The following is a 17,103-nucleotide window of genomic DNA, read 5'->3' as shown; positions in this document are numbered from 1 at the left end:
TATGTGACGTCGCGGTGAGCCACCGCCTATGCTGGGACGGTTCTCTTTCGTGGATGGCCGAATGTCCCTGCAGACCTGGTGGTGGTTCCTGGCTACGGTGTTCGTGCTGTGTGGCACGCCTGGACCGAACATGCTGCATATCCTCGGACGCAGCGTCGGCCTGGGATTCCGCGCCAGCCTCCCGGCCATGGCCGGCTGCCTGCTGGCCATGCTGGCGGTACTGGCGGCCTCCGCCGCCGGGTTGAGCGCACTGCTGCACTCCTCACCCATGCTGTTTGAAGTGCTGCGCTATCTGGGCGTGGCCTACCTGGCCTGGCTGGGCCTGAAAGCGTGGCGCGACAGCAGCCGGCCGGCAGCGCCGGTGGACGTTGAGGCCCCGGCGACGGTGCTGCCAGCGGACGGAGCCTGGGCGGTATTCCGCGGCGGCCTGCTGGTGGGCCTGAGCAATCCCAAGCTGCTGCTGTTCGCCACGGCGTTCCTGCCGCAGTTCGTCGATCCCGCGCGGGGGCAGGCCGTGCAGTACAGCGTACTGGTGGCAACCTTCGCCAGCTGCGAGCTGTTCTGGTACGTGATGTATGCCGCCGGTGGCCATGGCCTGCGCCGTTGGCTCGGCCGGCCGTTCGCCCGGCGCTGGTTCGAGCGGCTGGTGGGCAGCGTATTCCTGGCGTTCGCGGTGGCCCTGCTGCGCTTCCGGCCCCGTTGATCCGTATGCGGCTTCACGCCGCACGCGCGGCTCCCTCACGAGGCTGGCATCGGCTGCCGCCTAGGCTGATCGCACTGTTTTCAGTCCCTGTGGGGAAAGGATCGACATGATCAAGTGGGCCATCATCTTCGCCATCATCGGTGTGATCGCCGGCGTGCTCGGCTTCGGCGGCATCGCGGGTGCCGCGGTGGGTATCGCCAAGTTCCTGTTCTGGGCCGGCATCATCATTGCCGTGGTGCTGTTCCTGCTGGGCATGACCGTCGCGAAGAAGGTCAGCTAGCGGCTGCCTGCGTGGCAGCGCGCGCAGGCGTGCGCTGCCACGCGAGACGCGCAGTCTTTAGTCTTCGATACGTGCGAAACGAGGCTGTGGGCCAAGTGCGCCCGGTACCTGTTCTACGAACATGGCGTACGGTCGCACCCACAATCCGCCTTCGCCATACAGTGCGCGGTACAGCACCATCGGCTGCAGGGTCTCGCTGCTGCGCACGATGTCGATCACTTCATACTCGCCGCCCTTGAAATGGCGATAGCGGCCGCGCGCAAGCGTGGGCAGGGGACTGAGCGCCGTCATGGGGGCGGCACTCATCTGCGCGCCGGCTGTGCCGGCATCGCGCAGTAGGCGTCGATCGCCTCGGCGGTGTTGGCCAGGCCCTGCGCCTGGGCCAGTTCCCAGGGGCGCTCGCAGCGCTGGCTGCGCTCGCACCACTGGTAGCCAGCCGAGCCGATGCAGCCATGGGCATCGCGATCACCGCCTACTACGGGGACGGAAGTGGCTGCCGCTTCGCGCACGGGCGTCTGTTGCGGTGCCGCGCAGGCGGCCAGGGCCAGCAGCATCGGCGCCAGCATGAGGGCTTTCATCGAGGACACTCCGTGGCCTAAACCATCAGTGTGCGGCGGGCCAGCAGCAGCGGCAAGCGCTCAACTCATCGACGCGCGGATCAGTTCCTCGATCAGGACCAGGTAGCAGGCTGCGAAGTAGAACTTCAGCAGCGTCGAGCGCTGCGGCGGTTGGAAGGTGCGCATGTGGAAGGGGCCCCTGTTGGTGACGATAGTGTGAAGCCAAGCTGACTTCGTGACAAGAATCACGAAAGTCATGGGGTGAACGGGCTCAGGGATGTGACGAAGCGCGAATTCCGATCCGCCGGCGGGGATTTTTCGGACAAATCTGATAGGCCCTGCCTGAAGCGCTCGCTAGCCTGAACAGGTATCGGCGCTCTCACCTCCCGGCGCCGCGTCCATTCCCTCCGTTGGAGTCGATCATGGTGTTTACCGTCCACTGCAATGCCCAGCACTGGTTCGTGCTGGACCCCGAGGCGCGCACCACCGCCTCGTTCGCCCGCGGCGCCGACGCGTTCGATGTCGCCACCGAACTGGCCCAGGAACATCACCGCCGCACGGGCCAGCACTGCATCGTGCGTGTGGAGGCACTGGGGGGGGCCGTGGATGTACTGCGGATCGGTGCCTAGCGGCCGACCCTGCGGCGCAGTCAGCCGCGGTTGAGCTGTTTGAATGGGGAAAGAACCGACGGTGCGTTGCCCTCTGTGCGCCGCGCCGCGAATCCCGGATGCTTGCCGCCACGCATTCATCTGGAGATCTCGATGGGCAACGCACTCACCTGGCGCACCCTGGCCTGCGCACTGCTGCCGATGCTGGCCGCCGCCGGGGGCGCGCAGGCGCAGAACTATGGTTATGACGACGATCGCCATGGCGGCCGCGACGGCAGCGGCATCGTGCGATGCGAATCGGTCAAGAACCGCAGCAATGAGTGCCGCCTTGAAGGGCGGCCCCGGCTGATCCGCCAGTTGTCCGGCTCGCCGTGCGTGGAGGGCGAGACCTGGGGCCAGTCACGCTCCGGCGTGTGGGTGACCCGGGGCTGCCGGGCCGAGTTCGTCGGCGAGTCGCGTCGTGGCGGCGGCTGGGGTGGTGGATGGGGCAACGGCAATGGCCGCGGTGGCGAAGTCATCGCCTGTCATTCCAACGGCCATCGACAGGAATACTGTGACACCCGCGTCCGCCGCAGCGTACGCCTGATCCGGCAGGACTCCCGCAGTGCCTGTATCGAGGGCCGGACCTGGGGCTGGGACCGCCGCGGCATCTGGGTCAGTGATGGTTGCCGCGCCCAGTTCCAGGTGAACTGATCCTTCTGGCCATCTGCGTCAAAATCAGAAAAATCTGATATTGCTCACAGTTTGAACGCCGTATCGTCTGCGATCAGGGCACGGGTGGCCTGATCGCATCGGCAATCCGTGCCGGCACTGATGCACGCCTTCCGCCTTCATCGATACGCTGCCTCAAGGAGTGAGCTGCATGTTGATCCGCCTTCAGTGCGAACAGCGCCAATGGCGCGTTCTGCACCCGGATAGACCGGAGCCGATCGAGTTCCGCGACGGCGCCCGGGCCTTTGATTTCGCCCAGGCCCTGGCCAGGCTGCACTTCGTGGACACCGGGCAGCGCGCCGCCGTGCGCGTGGAAGCCAGCGGCGCGTTCGTGGAAGCGATCAGCTACGGTTGAACAGGGACCGGGCGTCGTTCCGCAGCAGGCGTGGGAAACCGGGCGCCTGCCCGGTTCCACCCGGGGCGGTCAGCCCGCCGCGCTCAGCGGCGGAGTGGTGGCAGCCAGCTGCGGCCAGCGCTTGAGCACGGCCGCGCGGATCCCGGCGGCATCGATGCCGGCTTCAGCCAGCAGGTCCTCGCGGCTGGCATGATGCTGGTAGGCATCGGGCAGGCCGAGATGCAGGATCGGTCGCAGCACCGCTTCGGCGTTGAGCAGCTCGGCCACGCCGGAACCGGCGCCACCGGCCACCACGTTGTCTTCGATGGTCACCAGGCCTTCGTGCTGGGCGGCCATTGCCAGCACCAGGTCGCGGTCCAGCGGCTTGATGAAGCGCATGTTGACCACGCTCAGGCCCAACTCGCGGCCCACCTGTTCGGCGGCGGCAACGGTACTGCCGAACGCCAGCAGGGCGATGTGGCTGCCCTGCACGCGCAGCTCGCCCTTGCCGATCGGCAGCGTGGACAGGTCGCTGCCGGCCGCGACGCCGGTACCGCTGCCACGCGGGTAACGCACCGCAGCCGGACCGGCGTACTGCAGGCCCGTGCTGAGCATCTGCCTGCACTCTGCCTCGTTCGACGGGGCCATCACCACCATGTTCGGCACGCAGCGCAGGAAGCTCAGGTCGAGGTTGCCGGCATGGGTCGCCCCATCCGGTCCGACCACGCCGGCGCGATCAATCGCGAACAGCACGTCGAGGTCCTGGATGGCCACGTCATGCACCAGCTGGTCGTACGCGCGCTGCAGGAAGGTGGAATAGATCGCCACCACCGGCTTGCCGCCCTGGGTGGCCATGCCGGCGGCCAGGGTGACCGCGTGCTGCTCGGCGATCGCCACGTCGAAGTAGCGCTGCGGGTATTCCCTGCTGAAGCGCACCAGGCCGGAGCCTTCGCGCATCGCCGGGGTGATGCCGTACAGGCGTGGCTCCGCGGCGGCAGCGTCGCACAGCCAGTCGCCGAACACGTCGGTGTAGGTCGGCTTCTTGGCGCCGGTCTTGGCCACCAGGCCCTTGTCTGGATCGAACGGGCCCACTGCGTGATAACCGATCTGGTCGCCTTCGGCAGGCTCGTAGCCCTTGCCCTTGGTGGTCATCACGTGCAGCAGCTTGGGGCCCTTGGAGGCGCGCAGCGTCTTCAGCGTGGACAGCAGGGCGGGCAGGTCATGGCCGTCGATCGGGCCGGTGTAGTGGAAGCCCATCTCCTCGAACATCGTGGAGGGCACGAACATGCCTTTCCAGTGCTCTTCCCAGCGCTTCACGAAGCGCGCCGGATTGTTCTTCTTGTCGCCCAGGATCTTCTTGCCGCCTTCGCGCAGTGCATTGAGTGTGCGGCTGCCGGTGGCGCGGCCGAGCATCTTGGTCAGCCCGCCGACGGCCTCGGAGATCGACATGTTGTTGTCGTTGAGGATCACCAGCAGATTCGGCTCCGGCTCCATGCCGCCCGCGTGCATCAGCGCCTCGAAGGCCATGCCGGCGGTCATCGCGCCGTCACCGATCACTGCCACGATCTTGCGGTCGTCGCCCTGTGACTGGCGGGCGATGGCCATGCCCAGTGCGGCGGAGATCGAGGTCGAGGAGTGACCGACCCCAAAGGTGTCGAACTCGCTTTCCTCGCGCTTGGGGAACGGCGCCACGCCGTCCTTCTGCTTGACGGTGTGGATCTCGTCACGGCGGCCGGTGAGGATCTTGTGCGGGTAGGTCTGATGGCCCACATCCCAGACCAGCTGGTCATGCGGGGTCTGGTACAGGTAGTGAAGGGCGACGGTGAGTTCGATCACGCCCAGGCCGGCGGCGAAATGTCCGCCGCTCTTGCCCACCGATTCGATGAGGTAGGCGCGCAGTTCGTCGGCGACCGCCCTCAGCTCGGATTCGTCGAACGTGCGCAGGTCATCCGGCGTCTGGATGTGCGCGAGGCGGGGATAGCGGGCAGAGTCGATCATCATGTTCGCACGTGTTCTGAACGACCATTTTCGCCCTCAAACGGGGGTGGGGCAAGCAAACGCCGCCGTCCGTGACAGGACGGTGAGGGTTGCCGGCCGGCAGGTTCAGGTGCTGAGCTTGGAACGCTTGGGCAGCTGCGCTTTCAGGAACGCCATCTGGTCGGCCAGGATGTTGCGGTTGGACAGGATCAGGTGCTCGATCCAGCTGGGCCGGTAGGGCACCGCCAGCAGCGGCATGCCGGCCTGCTGGGGGGTACGGTCACTCTTGCGCGAGTTGCAGTGGAAGCAGGCGGTGACTACGTTTTCCCAGCAGTCCAGCCCGCCCTTGGACAGCGGCATGACGTGGTCGCGGGTCAGCGAGGGACGGTTGAACTGCTGGCCGCAATACAGGCACAGGTGCGAATCGCGGGCGAACAGGGCCGGGTTGGTCAGGTTCGGGGTAGGGTCGATGGCACGGGATCGCGCGTGGCCGCGCGCGGCGATGATCGGATGCAGGTCCAGGCCACTCTGCAGGCCGCTGAACCGGTTGGTTCCGCCGTGGATGTGCAGGCAGGGGTCGCCAAGGGTCCAGGCGACGGCCTCGCGGGCGTAGAGGCAGGCGGCATCCTGCCAGGTGATCCAGTCCAGTACGCGTCCGTGGGCGTCGAGCGAGAGCAGCCGGACCGAACCGGGGCGGTGCAACGTCGTGACGTTGGGCGATGCTTCGACGCCCGGAGCAGAAAGCGGGGCTCCGGCTTCGATCAGACCCAAGCGTGTAGTGTCTGTCTCCATCGGGAGAACAGCTTATACCTGAATGTTGACGATTTGTGTATCGCCCGTCGGCGATACGCAAATCGCAAGATTCAGGTCCGCGCATTCCTCCTGTCTCCCGCGCCGTTGGCGCGCCCCCCCTTAACAAAGGGGGGCTTTTCTCCAGAGGGATGATCGAGGGCGGTCAGGCCGGGGTCGGATCCCTTTCCGAAGGAAAGGGCTCTGACCCCTCATCCACGCATGGCGTGGATCTACCGGCGGGATGGGCTCAGGCGCCGAAGCGCTCGTCGTCCATCGCCATCAGCGGCGCGGCACCGGCCTGGATCGCGGCAGCATGGCTGAGCGTACGCGGCAGCACCCGGGCGAAGTAGAAGCGCGCAGTCTCGCGCTTGCCCTGCGCGAATGCCGCACCGTGCGCACTGGCGTCGGCGGCGGCGACACTGCGTGCCCACCAGTACGCCAGCACCACGTAGCCGGAATAGAACAGGTAGTCGTAGCTGGCCGCACCCAGCTCGTCCGGGTTGCCGGCGGCGCGCTGCAGCACGTCCATGGTCAGCTTGCCCCATTCGGCGGCCTTGGCGCGCAGCGGGCCGATGAACTCGGCCAGCGCTTCGTTGCCCTCGTGTTCCCTGGCGAAGGCCTCGATCTCGGCCAGCATCAGCTTGAGGCCGGCCCCCTGGCTGGAGGCGGTCTTGCGGCCGATCAGGTCCAGCGCCTGGATGCCGGTGGTGCCTTCATACAGCGTGGTGATGCGTGCATCGCGCGCCAGCTGCTCCATGCCGTGTTCGCGGATGTAGCCGTGGCCACCGAAGCACTGCAGGGCGTTGTAGGTGTTCTCGATGCCCCATTCGGTCTGGCAGGCCTTGGAGATCGGGGTCAGGAAGCTCACCAGGGTGTCGGCGCGCTCGCGCTCGGCGGCGTCGTCGGCGCGGTGGGCGATGTCGATCAGGGTGGCCGCGTGCAGGGCCAGCAGGCGGCTGCCTTCCACCAGTGACTTCACCGTCAGCAGCATGCGGCGCACGTCCGGATGGACCAGGATCGGGTCGGCCGGCCTGTCCGGGAACTTCGCGCCGCTCAGGGCGCGCGACTGCAGACGCTCACGGCTGTACTTGAGCGCGTTCTGATAGGCGCGTTCGGACAGGCCGATGCCCTGCAGGCCGACGCCCAGGCGCGCAGTGTTCATCATGGTGAACATTGCCTGCAGGCCCTTGTGCGGCTGGCCGACCAGATAGCCCTGCGCGCCGTCGAAGTTCATCACGCAGGTGACCGAGCCCTTGATGCCCATCTTGTGCTCGATGGAGCCGCAGCGCAGCGCGTTGCGCTCGCCGACGTTGCCCTCGCGGTCGACCTTGAACTTCGGGGTGACGAACAGCGAGATTCCCTTTGCACCCGGCGGCGCGTCGGGCAGCTTGGCCAGCACCAGGTGCACGATGTTGCCGGTCAGGTCGTGCTCGCCGGCAGTGATGAAGATCTTGGTGCCGGTGATCGCGTAGCTGCCATCGGCGTTCGGCTCGGCCTTGGTCTTGAGCAGGCCCAGGTCGGTACCGCAGTGCGGTTCGGTCAGGCACATGGTGCCGGTCCAGCGGCCTTCGATCAGGGGCTTCAGGAAGGCGTCGTGCTGCCACGCTTCGCCGTGCTGCTTGAGCGCTTCAATGGCGCCGTGCGAGAGCAGCGGGAAATTGCCCCACGCCAGATTGGCAGCGTTGATCATTTCGTTCAGCGGCACGCCCAGGGTGTGCGGCAGGCCCTGGCCGCCCAGCTCGGGTGCGGCGGTCAGGCCGGTCCAGCCGCCGTCGACGAACTGGTCATAGGCCTGCTTGAAGCCAGGCGGGGTGGTGACTTCGCCGGTGGCCTGGTCGAGCACGCAGCCGATTTCATCGCCCACGCTGTTGAGCGGGGCCAGCACGCTCGCGCTGAAACGGCCGGCTTCCTCCAGCACGGCATCGACCACGTCGGCGGTGGCGTCGGTGAAGCCCAGGCGGGCGAACAGCGGTTCGACCTTGAGCACGTCGTGCAGGGCGAAACGGAGGTCGGAAAGCGGGGCGGTGTAGCTGCTCATCGGATACGTCTCGATCAGGGACAGGGAGAACGGCGCGGTGCGCCGCGATGGAAAGCGGTGTTCAGCGCAGCACGCCCGGCAGGCCCGGCGCCTGGTTCAACGTGCTGCGGCTGCTGACGTCGAAGCTGCGCTGCTTCTTTTCCTGCGGCGTGGCTGTCACCGAACCTTTCAGGCCATAGGCCAGGGTGCGGTTGCCGGCCAGCGCATCGGCCACCACCAGGCGTGCGGCCGAGCTGGGCACCAGGTCGACCGTGATGACGTCGGCGGAGGTGCCGCCGATGGAGATGCCGGGACGGGCCTGCAGGGTGCCGGCTTCGCTGTCGCCGACGCTCAGCGCCAGGGACACATCGTCGAACGTCATCGGCATCGAGCTGTAGTTCTGCAGGCGCAGCGCCACGGTCCAGTTGCCGTCGGCGCGGACGGTCAGCTGCTGCAGGCTGGCGGCCGGTTCCGAGACGCGCTTGACGATGCCGTCGCTGCAGGCGGCGAGGGCGAGGGTGCACAGGACGATCAAGACGGTACGGAAACGGTGCAACATGGGCGCAAGTCCTCTGAAGGGGGTGCGTTGGCGTAAGCATACTACGGCGTATGGTTCAGTGGATCGCCTGTGGCGACCCGCCGCAGAGGGTAGCGCGTGAAGATGGCGGCCGGACACGCACAGCGCCGGAGCGGGCGCGTTGCGCGCAGCCGGAGGGCGGCTCAGTCGGCCGGTGCGTCGCGTATCGGCGCCATCAGGCGCAGCGGCGCCAGGTCGTAGCCCATCGCCTCGGCCTTGGCCTTCAGCTGTTCGAACCGTGCGCGGTCCATCTCCGGCAGGCGCGACAGGATCCACAGATACTTGCGGTCAGGGCCGCCGACCATCGCCCACTGGTAGTCCGGATCCAGCGCCAGCACCCAGTAGTCGGCCCAGACCAGCGGCACCCAGCTCAGCCAGTCGGGGACAAAGCGCACCTGCAACTGGCCGGGATGTCCGGCCACGGGCCGGGCCACGCCTTCAGCCACCACGCGTTCGCCGTCGCCATTGCGGCAGGCATTGGTGACGCTGATGCGGCCATCGCGGCGCAATGCATAGTGGGCGGTGATGTCGCCAACGCAGCGCTTCTGGAACGACACGGGCAGGTGGGCGATCTCGTGCCACTGGCCGGCATAGCGGTCGATGTCCAGCGCATCGACGGCGCGCACGGGTTCGCTGGCGGTCGCGGACAGCGACGCCAGCAGCAGGCAGGCGAACAGGGCAGGGCGCAGATGCATCGGCAGACTCCGGGCAGGACACTGGAGCGTAGGGGGCGTGCTGCGTGCCGGTGTGAATGTTTCGTCAACCGCCTGCATGGCGCGCCGGAAACAAAAAAAGACCCGCATTTCTGCAGGTCTTCAAGCATGGTGGCCGAGGACGGAATCGAACCGCCGACACGGGGATTTTCAATCCCCTGCTCTACCAACTGAGCTACTCGGCCAGATTGTGCGGCAGACCGCGATCGACAGCGGTGGCCGGAAAAAAAAGACCTGCATTTCTGCAGGCCTTCGAACGTGGTGGCCGAGGACGGAATCGAACCGCCGACACGGGGATTTTCAATCCCCTGCTCTACCAACTGAGCTACTCGGCCACGTGTTTCGTTGCAGCGACGTCGCTGCCAAGGACGCGCATATTACGGAGGTCGGCTGTCTTCGGCAAGCATTTTGGAAAAAAACCTTCACATTGCCGTCTGCGCGGGCGCAAGTGGTTGATCCTGCGTCGTGCCGAGGTGGCGGCGCAGGTCGATGGCGGACGAGGCGGGTGGTCGCGGCGGCGGCGAGGATCGTCGCCTGCAGCGGAAATCAGCGGGCCGCCCGCATCGGCAAACACGCAGGGGCAAGGCATGCGGCCGCGGTTGCATCAGGCAGGCGATGGAACGCTGTTTTCGCCGCCGCACGCGCCGATCGTCGCGGCGTATTGTCGCCCCTCCTGTCCAATGCTGTCCGCAGCAGAGTCCATCCCATGGCTGATCAACCGACCACCACCCGCATCGTCCTCGCCTCGCGGCCGCAGGGTGCGCCGATCGCTGCCAATTTCCGCCTGGAGCAGTCGCCGCTGCCGGCGCCCGCCGCAGGACAGGTGCTGCTGCGCAACCGCTATCTGTCGCTGGATCCGTATATGCGCGGGCGCATGGACGAGGGACCTTCCTATGCGCCTCCCGTTGCCGTGGGTGCGGTGATGGAAGGGCAGACCGTCGCCGAAGTGCTGCAGTCGAATGCGGCGGGAATCGCGGTGGGCGAGTTGTTCCTGGCGCCGGGTGGATGGCAGACCCATGCGGTGCTGGATGCGCAGGTGCTGGGGCGTCGGCTGGACCCGGCGGGCCTGCCGCTGAGCACGGCACTCGGCGTGTATGGCATGCCGGGATTCACCGCGTATTCCAGCCTGCATGAAATCGCCCGGCTGCAGTCGGGCGAGACGCTGGTGGTCGCCGCTGCGACCGGGCCGGTGGGGGCAACCGTCGCCCAGCTGGCCAAACTGCAGGGCGCCCGCGTGGTCGCCATTGCCGGTGGCGATGGCAAGCGTGCCTACCTGCAATCGCTTGGCGTGGATGTGGCGCTGGACCATCGCGCGGCTGATTTCGCCGCGCAGCTGCGCGCCGCCGTGCCGGACGGCATCGACGTCTACTTCGAGAATGTCGGCGGCCACGTACTCGACGCGGTGCTGCCACTGCTCAACGATTTCGCCCGCATTCCGGTCTGCGGCACCATCGCCACCTACAACGCGCGCGGCGTCGAGCATCCCGGGCCCGATCGCCTGCCGGCATTGTTCAGCCAGATCCTGCGGCAGCGGCTGACGGTGCGCGGCTTCATCGTGCACGACTTCAACCACCTGTGGCCGCAGTTCGAGCGCGAGATGGCGCACTGGCTGCGGGAAGGGCGCATCCAGTACCGCGAGGACGTGGTCGAAGGGCTGCAGAGCGCACCGGATGCCTTCTTCGGGCTGCTGCAGGGGCGCAACTTCGGCAAGCTGGTGGTGAAGCTGGACTGAGCTCTCGCCGGTGTCCGCCGGGCATGGCCCGGCGCTGCCACGGCGCGAGCCGGCCACGGTCGGCATCCACCGGTCCTGATGCGGCGGCATCAGCCGTTGGCGGCTTTCTCCCGGCGCAGCAGTTCGCGCTTGCGGGCCACACCCCAGGCATAGCCGGACAGATCGCCATCGCGGCGCACCACGCGATGGCATGGCACTGCCACCGCCAGTGGATTGCTGGCGCAGGCACGCGCGACCGCGCGGCTGGAGCGCGGTGCGCCGATGCGCGCGGCAATGTCGGCATACGATGCGGTCTGCCCTTGGGGAATCTGCTGCAGCGCCTGCCAGACGCGCTGCTGGAAGGCGGTGCCGCGGATGTCCAGTGGCAGTGTCGCGCCACGTGCCGGATCCTCGACCAGGCCGACCACCTGCGCCACCAGCTGCTCGTAGCCACTGTCAGCGCCGACCAGCTCCGCCTGGCGGAAGCGTTGCTGCAACGACTGCAGCAGCGCTTCCGGATCGTCGCCGAGCAGGATCGCCACCACGCCGATGCTGCTGCTGGCCACCAGTACGCTGCCCAGCGAGCTTTCGGCGATGGCGAAATGGATCACCTCACCGCGTCCACCGCTGCGCCATTGCCGGGGCGTCATTCCCAGCAGGCGCGGCGCGTTCTCGTAGAAGCGGCCGCTGGAGCCGAAGCCGGCGTCGTGGAAGGCATCGGTGATGCGCGCCTGCTGTTGCAGTCCTGTGCGCAGCCGATCGGCACGCAGGGCCGCCGCATACTGCTTCGGGGTCAATCCGGTGGCCTGCTTGAACAGGCGATGCAGCCGGGTGGGGCTGCAGCCCGCCAGTTCGGCAAGCTCCTGCAGCGAGGGTTCGTCGAGACGGGCCTGCAGGTGGCGGCAGACGCGTTCGACGCGGGCATCGGTGGTTGCGATGGCAGTGTCCATGCGTCGATTCTGGCACGTGCCCCGCTGGCGGAAACTCCGTTTCCTGCACGCGCCGGCAGGGCCCGGAAACGGAGTGTCAACGGGGCAGGGGCGCGACATCGTAGGGTCCACTTCACTGCCTGGACCCCGAACATGCGCCTGCACGACAAGATCGCCCTCATCACCGGTGCCAGCGCCGGCATCGGCCGCGCCTGCGCGCTGCGTTTCGCCGCCGAGGGCGCAAGGCTGGTGCTCAACGCGCGGCAGCCGGAGCCGTTGCAGGCGCTGGCCGATCAAATCCGTGCTGCCGGCGGCGAGGCGGTGGTGCATGCCGCCGATGTCGCCGGGCCGGACACTGCACAGGTGCTGGTCGACCTGGCGAAGCGGGCCTTCGGAGGCCTGGACATCGCGATCAACAATGCCGGGATGCTGGGGCCGGGCGTGCCCGCTGCGGAGTTTCCGGTGGACGCCTGGAGGCAGGTGATGGCCACCAACCTCGATGCAGCCTTCCACGCCGCGCGTGCGCAGTTGCCAGCCCTGCTGGCGCGGGGCGGCGGCTCGCTGGTGTTCGTCGGCACCATCGTCGGCCATACCGTCGGCTTGCCCGGCATGGCCGCCTACGCCTCGAGCAAGGCCGGGCTGATCGGCCTGAGCCAGGTGATCGCCGCGGAGTACGGCGCACGGGGCGTGCGTTGCAACGTGCTGCTGCCCGGCGGCACCGACACCGAGATGGGCCGGCAGGCTGCGCCAGACGAGGATGCGCTGGACTTCGTGCGGTCGCTGCATGCGCTCAAGCGCTTGGCCGGGCCGGAAGAGATCGCCAACGCTGCGCTGTTCCTGGCCAGCGATGAAGGCAGCTTCGTGACCGGTAGTGCGATGCGCGTGGACGGCGGGATATCCATCAATCGCACCTGAGGGGACGGCCGGCGGCTGCACATGGCGTTCGCGCCGGACTGACCCGTCCGTTACCCGGCGACCTCTAGCGTGGCACCAGCGCCGGCCTCCGCCGGCGGCGGAGCCACGCATGAGCAGACACGAAAAGGACACGCCCGATCCACGCCAGGGGGTGCAGGAAAGCCGCCAGGACCGGAAGCAGGACGACGTCGCCAAGCAGCGTCCGGGACAGCGCGACCAGCAGGTACGTGACACCCACTCGCGCAGTCCACGGCGCAAGGATGGTGGGCAGGAGCCCGCCTGACGCGTCATTGCTGCAAGCGCCCTCGGCTCGGGCCAGCGGCTGCCCGATGCTGGGTTTGTCGCCACCGGGCTCGGTCATGCGCAGGTCGCGCGTCTCATCGGCCCGGTAGCCCGGGGCGTGCAACGAAAAAGGCCGGACCCTGGGTGTCAGGAGTTCCGGCCTTTTTCATGCCCTGGTGGGCATGTGGATGGTGGAGCCAAGGAGGATCGAACTCCTGACCTCGTCATTGCGAACGACGCGCTCTCCCAGCTGAGCTATGGCCCCGTAGTGCGCTGTCATTGTATCGCTGGCGGTCGGCCTTGCCAAGCGACGCGCCCGGCCGTGGCCATAGGCGACTGTGCCGAGTCCGCCGGCTTTCGTGCGATTCCGTTGCGCGAAACGAAATCGTAACAATTTGGAGGATAATCCCCAGTCTGCGCAGCAGTTCCCTTTCTCGCCGCCCGGCCCGCGCAGGCCGCCCGGACGTCTCCTCAGAGCTTTCGATGCCTTCCCATACCGATTCCCGCCGTCTGTCGGGCATGTCGTCTTCCCTCGTTTCCTTCCGTCGCCATCCGCTCGCGCTGGCCTGCGCAGGCCTGGCGCTGGTCGGCAGCTTCGGCGCCGCGGCGCAGGACAGTGCGCCGACCCCCACCGGGCTGGATACCATCACCGTGACCGCCGAACACCGTGAGCAGAACCTGCAGGAGGTGCCGGTGTCGGTGGGCGTCGTGCAGGGCGAGCGCATGCGCGACTTCACCGCCGGCGGCGACGACACCCTGCTGGCGCTGTCCGGCCGCGTGCCGAGCCTGTATGCGGAAACCACCACCGGTCGCATCTTCCCGCGCTTCTACATCCGCGGGCTGGGCAACATCGATTTCTATCTGGGTGCTTCCCAGCCGGTGTCGATCATCCAGGATGACGTGGTGCTGGAGCACGTGGTGCTCAAGTCCAATCCGGTCTACGACGTGGACCAGGTGGAAGTGCTGCGCGGCCCGCAGGGTTCGCTGTTCGGCCGCAACACCACGGCCGGCATCGTCAAGTTCGACACGCTCAAGCCGACGCAGGACTACACCGGCCGCGTCAGCGCCAGCTACGCCAGTTACAACAGCGTGTCGATCGATGGCGGCTTTGGCGGTCCGATCAACGATATCGCCTCGTTCCGCGTGTCGGCCCTGTACCAGCATCGCGACGACTATGTCGACAACACCTACAGCGGCCCGAGTGCGGATGGCACCGTCAGCCCGAAGAAGAACGCCATGGGCGGTTTCGATGACCGCAACGTCCGCGCCCAACTGCTGCTGACGCCGAGCGAGCAGTTCTCGATCCTTGCCTCGGCACACGCGCGCGATTACGAAGGCACCTCGACCCTGTTCCTGCGCGGTGCGCTGACCAAGGGTTCCAACCGCACCGACGTGCCGCGCGACCAGGTCGCCTACGACGAAGCCGACAACAACCCGCAGGCCTACAAGACCTACGGTGGCTCGGTGAAGGCGCGCTACGACTTCGGCGCGATCGACTTCACTTCGATCACCGCGTATGAAACCACCTCCGGTTACAGCCGTGGCGATACCGATGGCGGTGCTGCGGTGAACTACCCGGTCAACGGCGTGCCCAATGGCTACGGCCAGTCGATGGGCCGGATCCGCGACCTGGACCAGTGGACCCAGGAATTCCGTCTGGCCAGCCATGACGACAGCGCGTTGCAGTGGCAGGCCGGCGCGTTCTATTTCAACGGCAGCGACACCACCGACTTCTACCAGCGTGCCTGGTTCCTGCAGGGCGCTGCGCGCAATCCGAACAACTGGGTACGCCTGCGCAACAAGAACACCTCCTGGGCCGGTTTCGGCCAGCTCAGCTACGCCTTCACCGACAGGTTCACGGTGACCGCCGGCCTGCGCCAGACCCGCGACGAGAAGCACACCCGGCTGCTGAAGACCGCCGACACCGCTGCCGGTGTGGTGACCTACAAGGGCCGCACCGACGTCAGGATGTCCGATACCACGCCCAGCTGGGACCTGAGTGCGATGTACCAGATCACGCCGGACGTCAGCGTCTATGCGAAGGTGGCGCGCGGTTTCCGCGGGCCCACCATCCAGGGCCGTTCGGCGGTGTTCAATGCCGACTTCACCACCGCCGACTCGGAGACCATCCTGTCCTGGGAGGCCGGCGTGAAGAGCAGCCTGTGGGACAACCGCCTGCGCCTGAACGCCACCGCGTTCACCTATACCGTCAACGACATCCAGCTCAACGGCAACGATTCGGACGGCAACGGCGTGCTGTTCAACGCAGACAAGGCCAAGGCGTATGGTTTCGAAGCAGACATGGAACTGCGTCCGGTTCCCAACCTGACCCTGAGCGCCGGTGTCAGCCTGCTGCACAGCGAAATCAAGGACAAGCGCGTGTACGCGCAGGTCTGCGGCCTGAATGGCCAGGTGGTGTGCACGGTGGATGATCCGACCATCAAGGTGGGTGCGAACACCTTCGCGCAGATCGACGGCAACCCGTTGCCGAACGCACCGAAGTACAACGTCAACCTGGCCGCACGCTACGATTTCCCGGTCAGCGACGCGGCCACGATGTTCGTGTCCACCGACTGGAACAAGCAGGGCTATACCAGCTTCGTGCTGTATGACAGCAAGGAGTTCAACTCCAAGGGGGACTTCGAGGGCGGCCTGAAGATCGGTTACTCCGGCAACTACGGTGCCTATGAAGTCGCGCTGTTCGCACGCAACATCACCAACGAGAAGAATCTCAAGGGCGTGATCGAGAACTACATGGCCGCGGTGTACAACGAGCCGCGTACCGTGGGCGTGTCGCTGAACATGAACTGGTAATCGAACGGTTGCGGGAAGGGGCGGCCCGGTGATCCTGGCCGCCCCTTCCCGTTGCTGCAGCGCGTTGTCAGCGCACCGGCAACAATGGCTGCAGGCGCGATTCCAGCGCCTGCTGGCGCCATCCGGCCAGCGCCGACGGCCACTGGCGGTGCTCGAGGTAGCTTTCCAGGTGCTTGCGCGAGGCCAGTACGCCGTCCGCCAGGCCCAGTTCACGGCTGCATTCGGCCACGGCGTCCTGCATTTTCTTCAGCGTCTTCTTGCTGCTGTCGGTGGGCTGGGTTGCCAGCGGCGCGTCCTGCTCGTCGGCCAGCGGAGTGTCCAGGGCCTGCCACACGGCGGCTGTCAGCTTGCGCGGCGCCTTCGGGAACGGCTCGAACAGCTTGGCGAGCGCGTCGACATCGGCCGGTGGCGAGCGCGCCAGCAGGGCGGCAAGTTCGTTGTCCAGGATCCAGCTGCGCGGCCGGTCGCTCTGGCGTGCCTGCACATCGCGCCAGCGCAGCAGGCGCAGCAGGCGTCGCTGTGCCTCGGCATCGAGGAACTGGGCCGAGCGCATGGACAGGTGCGGCCAGCGGTCCTCATCGTTGGCGACGCTGGCCAACAGGCGTTCAGCGTCGTCGTGCAGCCACTGCTGGCGTCCCATCGCCTGCAGTCTCGCGTCGATCGCGTCATGCAGCGCGAACAGGTGCTCGACGTCATCGGCGGCATACTGCAGCTGCGACTCGGAGAGCGGGCGGCGCATCCAGTCCGAGCGGGTCTCGCCCTTGGCCAGGGTCACGCCGGTGATCTCCTGCACCAGCTTCTGGTAGCCCATGCCGGCACCGATGCCGGCCAGCGCCGCGCCGATCTGGGTATCGAACAGCGGTCGTGGCAGCACGCCGCAGGTCCATTTGAAGGCCACCAGATCCTCGCTGGCGCTGTGCATCACCTTGATGATCGACGTATCGGTCAGCCAGGGGGCCAGTGCTTCGGGCATGCCGGGAATCAGCGGATCGATCAGCAGGATGTCCTCGCCGACCGCCATCTGCACCAGCGCCAGTTGCGGCCAGAAGGTGCGTTCACGGATGAATTCGGTGTCCAGACCGATGCGGGTGGGACGCTGCTGGTAGTACGCATCCAGCTCGGCGGGGGTGGTGATCCAGATTGCCACGGGTCAGGGCCTGCTACTCGGGTTTGCTCAGGCAGG

General features: G+C 67.1%; 18 protein-coding genes and 3 tRNA genes. 9 read left to right on the top strand and 12 right to left on the bottom strand.

The window, feature by feature from the left end:
* Positions 1 to 61: 61 nt before the first annotated feature.
* Positions 62 to 703 carry a LysE family translocator gene (locus ACVOMM_RS06585; RefSeq protein WP_065175529.1) on the top strand — a complete coding sequence of 214 codons (642 nt, stop codon included), beginning with the start codon at positions 62 to 64 and terminating at the stop codon, positions 701 to 703.
* 106 nt (positions 704 to 809) lie between these two features.
* Positions 810 to 983, top strand: coding sequence for a DUF1328 domain-containing protein (locus ACVOMM_RS06580; RefSeq protein WP_006380555.1), 174 nt, complete (start codon positions 810 to 812; stop codon positions 981 to 983).
* A gap of 57 nt (positions 984 to 1,040) precedes the next feature.
* On the opposite strand, the gene ACVOMM_RS06575 is transcribed toward ACVOMM_RS06580, so the two are convergent.
* Positions 1,041 to 1,274, bottom strand: coding sequence for a DUF1653 domain-containing protein (locus ACVOMM_RS06575; protein ID WP_053518695.1), 234 nt, complete (start codon positions 1,272 to 1,274; stop codon positions 1,041 to 1,043).
* An 11-nt stretch (positions 1,275 to 1,285) separates the two neighbouring features.
* A complete protein-coding gene (locus tag ACVOMM_RS06570) occupies positions 1,286 to 1,561 on the bottom strand; it encodes a hypothetical protein (protein ID WP_128988803.1) in 276 nt (91 codons plus the stop codon).
* A 401-nt stretch (positions 1,562 to 1,962) separates the two neighbouring features.
* On the opposite strand from ACVOMM_RS06570, the gene ACVOMM_RS06565 reads away from it, so the two are divergent.
* From ACVOMM_RS06565 to ACVOMM_RS06555, 3 genes are all read left to right on the top strand, one after another.
* Positions 1,963 to 2,169 carry a hypothetical protein gene (locus ACVOMM_RS06565; RefSeq protein ID WP_065175527.1) on the top strand — a complete coding sequence of 69 codons (207 nt, stop codon included), beginning with the start codon at positions 1,963 to 1,965 and terminating at the stop codon, positions 2,167 to 2,169.
* A gap of 132 nt (positions 2,170 to 2,301) precedes the next feature.
* Entirely contained in the window at positions 2,302 to 2,841 is a 540-nt protein-coding gene (locus ACVOMM_RS06560; protein WP_111186452.1) for a DUF3011 domain-containing protein, read from the top strand.
* A gap of 169 nt (positions 2,842 to 3,010) precedes the next feature.
* The gene (locus ACVOMM_RS06555) at positions 3,011 to 3,214 is read left to right on the top strand and encodes a hypothetical protein (RefSeq protein ID WP_053518700.1); all 204 of its coding nucleotides are present in this window, start codon (positions 3,011 to 3,013) and stop codon (positions 3,212 to 3,214) included.
* A gap of 69 nt (positions 3,215 to 3,283) precedes the next feature.
* Here the strand turns inward: ACVOMM_RS06555 and dxs are convergent, their stop codons facing one another.
* The 7 genes from dxs to ACVOMM_RS06520 form a co-directional block, all read right to left on the bottom strand.
* Entirely contained in the window at positions 3,284 to 5,191 is a 1,908-nt protein-coding gene (dxs, locus tag ACVOMM_RS06550) for a 1-deoxy-D-xylulose-5-phosphate synthase (protein ID WP_065175547.1), read from the bottom strand.
* Between the two features lie 105 nt (positions 5,192 to 5,296).
* Entirely contained in the window at positions 5,297 to 5,962 is a 666-nt protein-coding gene (locus ACVOMM_RS06545) for an HNH endonuclease (protein ID WP_053518701.1), read from the bottom strand.
* 247 nt (positions 5,963 to 6,209) lie between these two features.
* Positions 6,210 to 8,000 carry an acyl-CoA dehydrogenase C-terminal domain-containing protein gene (locus ACVOMM_RS06540; protein ID WP_053518703.1) on the bottom strand — a complete coding sequence of 597 codons (1,791 nt, stop codon included), beginning with the start codon at positions 7,998 to 8,000 and terminating at the stop codon, positions 6,210 to 6,212.
* 61 nt (positions 8,001 to 8,061) lie between these two features.
* Positions 8,062 to 8,538: an LEA/WHy family protein gene (locus ACVOMM_RS06535; protein ID WP_065181910.1), complete on the bottom strand. Its 477-nt coding sequence runs from the start codon at positions 8,536 to 8,538 to the stop codon at positions 8,062 to 8,064.
* Positions 8,539 to 8,699: 161 nt separating this feature from the next.
* Positions 8,700 to 9,251, bottom strand: a complete 552-nt coding sequence (locus ACVOMM_RS06530; RefSeq protein WP_053518705.1) for a lipocalin family protein — start codon at positions 9,249 to 9,251, stop codon at positions 8,700 to 8,702.
* A 127-nt stretch (positions 9,252 to 9,378) separates the two neighbouring features.
* A tRNA-Phe gene (locus ACVOMM_RS06525) sits at positions 9,379 to 9,454 on the bottom strand.
* 74 nt (positions 9,455 to 9,528) lie between these two features.
* Positions 9,529 to 9,604, bottom strand: a tRNA-Phe gene (locus tag ACVOMM_RS06520).
* Between the two features lie 371 nt (positions 9,605 to 9,975).
* Between ACVOMM_RS06520 and ACVOMM_RS06515 the strand changes: the two genes are divergently transcribed.
* A complete protein-coding gene (locus ACVOMM_RS06515) occupies positions 9,976 to 11,001 on the top strand; it encodes an NADP-dependent oxidoreductase (RefSeq protein ID WP_481526014.1) in 1,026 nt (341 codons plus the stop codon).
* Between the two features lie 89 nt (positions 11,002 to 11,090).
* On the opposite strand, the gene ACVOMM_RS06510 is transcribed toward ACVOMM_RS06515, so the two are convergent.
* Positions 11,091 to 11,930: a bifunctional transcriptional activator/DNA repair enzyme AdaA gene (locus ACVOMM_RS06510; protein WP_283220020.1), complete on the bottom strand. Its 840-nt coding sequence runs from the start codon at positions 11,928 to 11,930 to the stop codon at positions 11,091 to 11,093.
* Between the two features lie 132 nt (positions 11,931 to 12,062).
* On the opposite strand from ACVOMM_RS06510, the gene ACVOMM_RS06505 reads away from it, so the two are divergent.
* Together ACVOMM_RS06505 and ACVOMM_RS06500 are read left to right on the top strand one after the other, a co-directional pair.
* A complete protein-coding gene (locus ACVOMM_RS06505) occupies positions 12,063 to 12,824 on the top strand; it encodes an SDR family oxidoreductase (RefSeq protein WP_253119466.1) in 762 nt (253 codons plus the stop codon).
* Positions 12,825 to 12,933: 109 nt separating this feature from the next.
* Positions 12,934 to 13,107, top strand: a complete 174-nt coding sequence (locus tag ACVOMM_RS06500) for a hypothetical protein (protein ID WP_164972374.1) — start codon at positions 12,934 to 12,936, stop codon at positions 13,105 to 13,107.
* Between the two features lie 188 nt (positions 13,108 to 13,295).
* Here ACVOMM_RS06500 and ACVOMM_RS06495 read toward each other — a convergent pair.
* Positions 13,296 to 13,371, bottom strand: a tRNA-Ala gene (locus tag ACVOMM_RS06495).
* A 254-nt stretch (positions 13,372 to 13,625) separates the two neighbouring features.
* On the opposite strand from ACVOMM_RS06495, the gene ACVOMM_RS06490 reads away from it, so the two are divergent.
* The gene (locus tag ACVOMM_RS06490) at positions 13,626 to 15,920 is read left to right on the top strand and encodes a TonB-dependent receptor (protein ID WP_315974026.1); all 2,295 of its coding nucleotides are present in this window, start codon (positions 13,626 to 13,628) and stop codon (positions 15,918 to 15,920) included.
* Between the two features lie 67 nt (positions 15,921 to 15,987).
* On the opposite strand, the gene rnd is transcribed toward ACVOMM_RS06490, so the two are convergent.
* Entirely contained in the window at positions 15,988 to 17,067 is a 1,080-nt protein-coding gene (gene rnd / locus ACVOMM_RS06485) for a ribonuclease D (RefSeq protein WP_053520336.1), read from the bottom strand.
* Positions 17,068 to 17,103 lie beyond the last annotated feature (36 nt).

This window comes from Stenotrophomonas sp. STEN009, assembly GCF_056760395.1.
This window is presented reverse-complemented; position numbering and strand designations above follow the sequence as displayed.

Bases quoted from the DNA above. Each gene is read 5' to 3' on its own strand.
- dxs (WP_065175547.1), bottom strand. From the start codon at position 5,191: ATGATCGACTCTGCCCGCTATCCCCGCCTCGCGCACATCCAGACGCCG.
- ACVOMM_RS06530 (WP_053518705.1), bottom strand. From the start codon at position 9,251: ATGCATCTGCGCCCTGCCCTGTTCGCCTGCCTGCTGCTGGCGTCGCTG.
- ACVOMM_RS06570 (WP_128988803.1), bottom strand. From the start codon at position 1,561: ATGAAAGCCCTCATGCTGGCGCCGATGCTGCTGGCCCTGGCCGCCTGC.
- ACVOMM_RS06585 (WP_065175529.1), top strand. From the start codon at position 62: ATGTCCCTGCAGACCTGGTGGTGGTTCCTGGCTACGGTGTTCGTGCTG.
- ACVOMM_RS06545 (WP_053518701.1), bottom strand. From the start codon at position 5,962: ATGGAGACAGACACTACACGCTTGGGTCTGATCGAAGCCGGAGCCCCG.
- ACVOMM_RS06500 (WP_164972374.1), top strand. From the start codon at position 12,934: ATGAGCAGACACGAAAAGGACACGCCCGATCCACGCCAGGGGGTGCAG.
- ACVOMM_RS06565 (WP_065175527.1), top strand. From the start codon at position 1,963: ATGGTGTTTACCGTCCACTGCAATGCCCAGCACTGGTTCGTGCTGGAC.
- ACVOMM_RS06515 (WP_481526014.1), top strand. From the start codon at position 9,976: ATGGCTGATCAACCGACCACCACCCGCATCGTCCTCGCCTCGCGGCCG.
- ACVOMM_RS06535 (WP_065181910.1), bottom strand. From the start codon at position 8,538: ATGTTGCACCGTTTCCGTACCGTCTTGATCGTCCTGTGCACCCTCGCC.
- ACVOMM_RS06560 (WP_111186452.1), top strand. From the start codon at position 2,302: ATGGGCAACGCACTCACCTGGCGCACCCTGGCCTGCGCACTGCTGCCG.
- ACVOMM_RS06540 (WP_053518703.1), bottom strand. From the start codon at position 8,000: ATGAGCAGCTACACCGCCCCGCTTTCCGACCTCCGTTTCGCCCTGCAC.
- ACVOMM_RS06490 (WP_315974026.1), top strand. From the start codon at position 13,626: ATGTCGTCTTCCCTCGTTTCCTTCCGTCGCCATCCGCTCGCGCTGGCC.
- ACVOMM_RS06575 (WP_053518695.1), bottom strand. From the start codon at position 1,274: ATGACGGCGCTCAGTCCCCTGCCCACGCTTGCGCGCGGCCGCTATCGC.
- ACVOMM_RS06505 (WP_253119466.1), top strand. From the start codon at position 12,063: ATGCGCCTGCACGACAAGATCGCCCTCATCACCGGTGCCAGCGCCGGC.
- ACVOMM_RS06510 (WP_283220020.1), bottom strand. From the start codon at position 11,930: ATGGACACTGCCATCGCAACCACCGATGCCCGCGTCGAACGCGTCTGC.
- ACVOMM_RS06580 (WP_006380555.1), top strand. From the start codon at position 810: ATGATCAAGTGGGCCATCATCTTCGCCATCATCGGTGTGATCGCCGGC.
- ACVOMM_RS06555 (WP_053518700.1), top strand. From the start codon at position 3,011: ATGTTGATCCGCCTTCAGTGCGAACAGCGCCAATGGCGCGTTCTGCAC.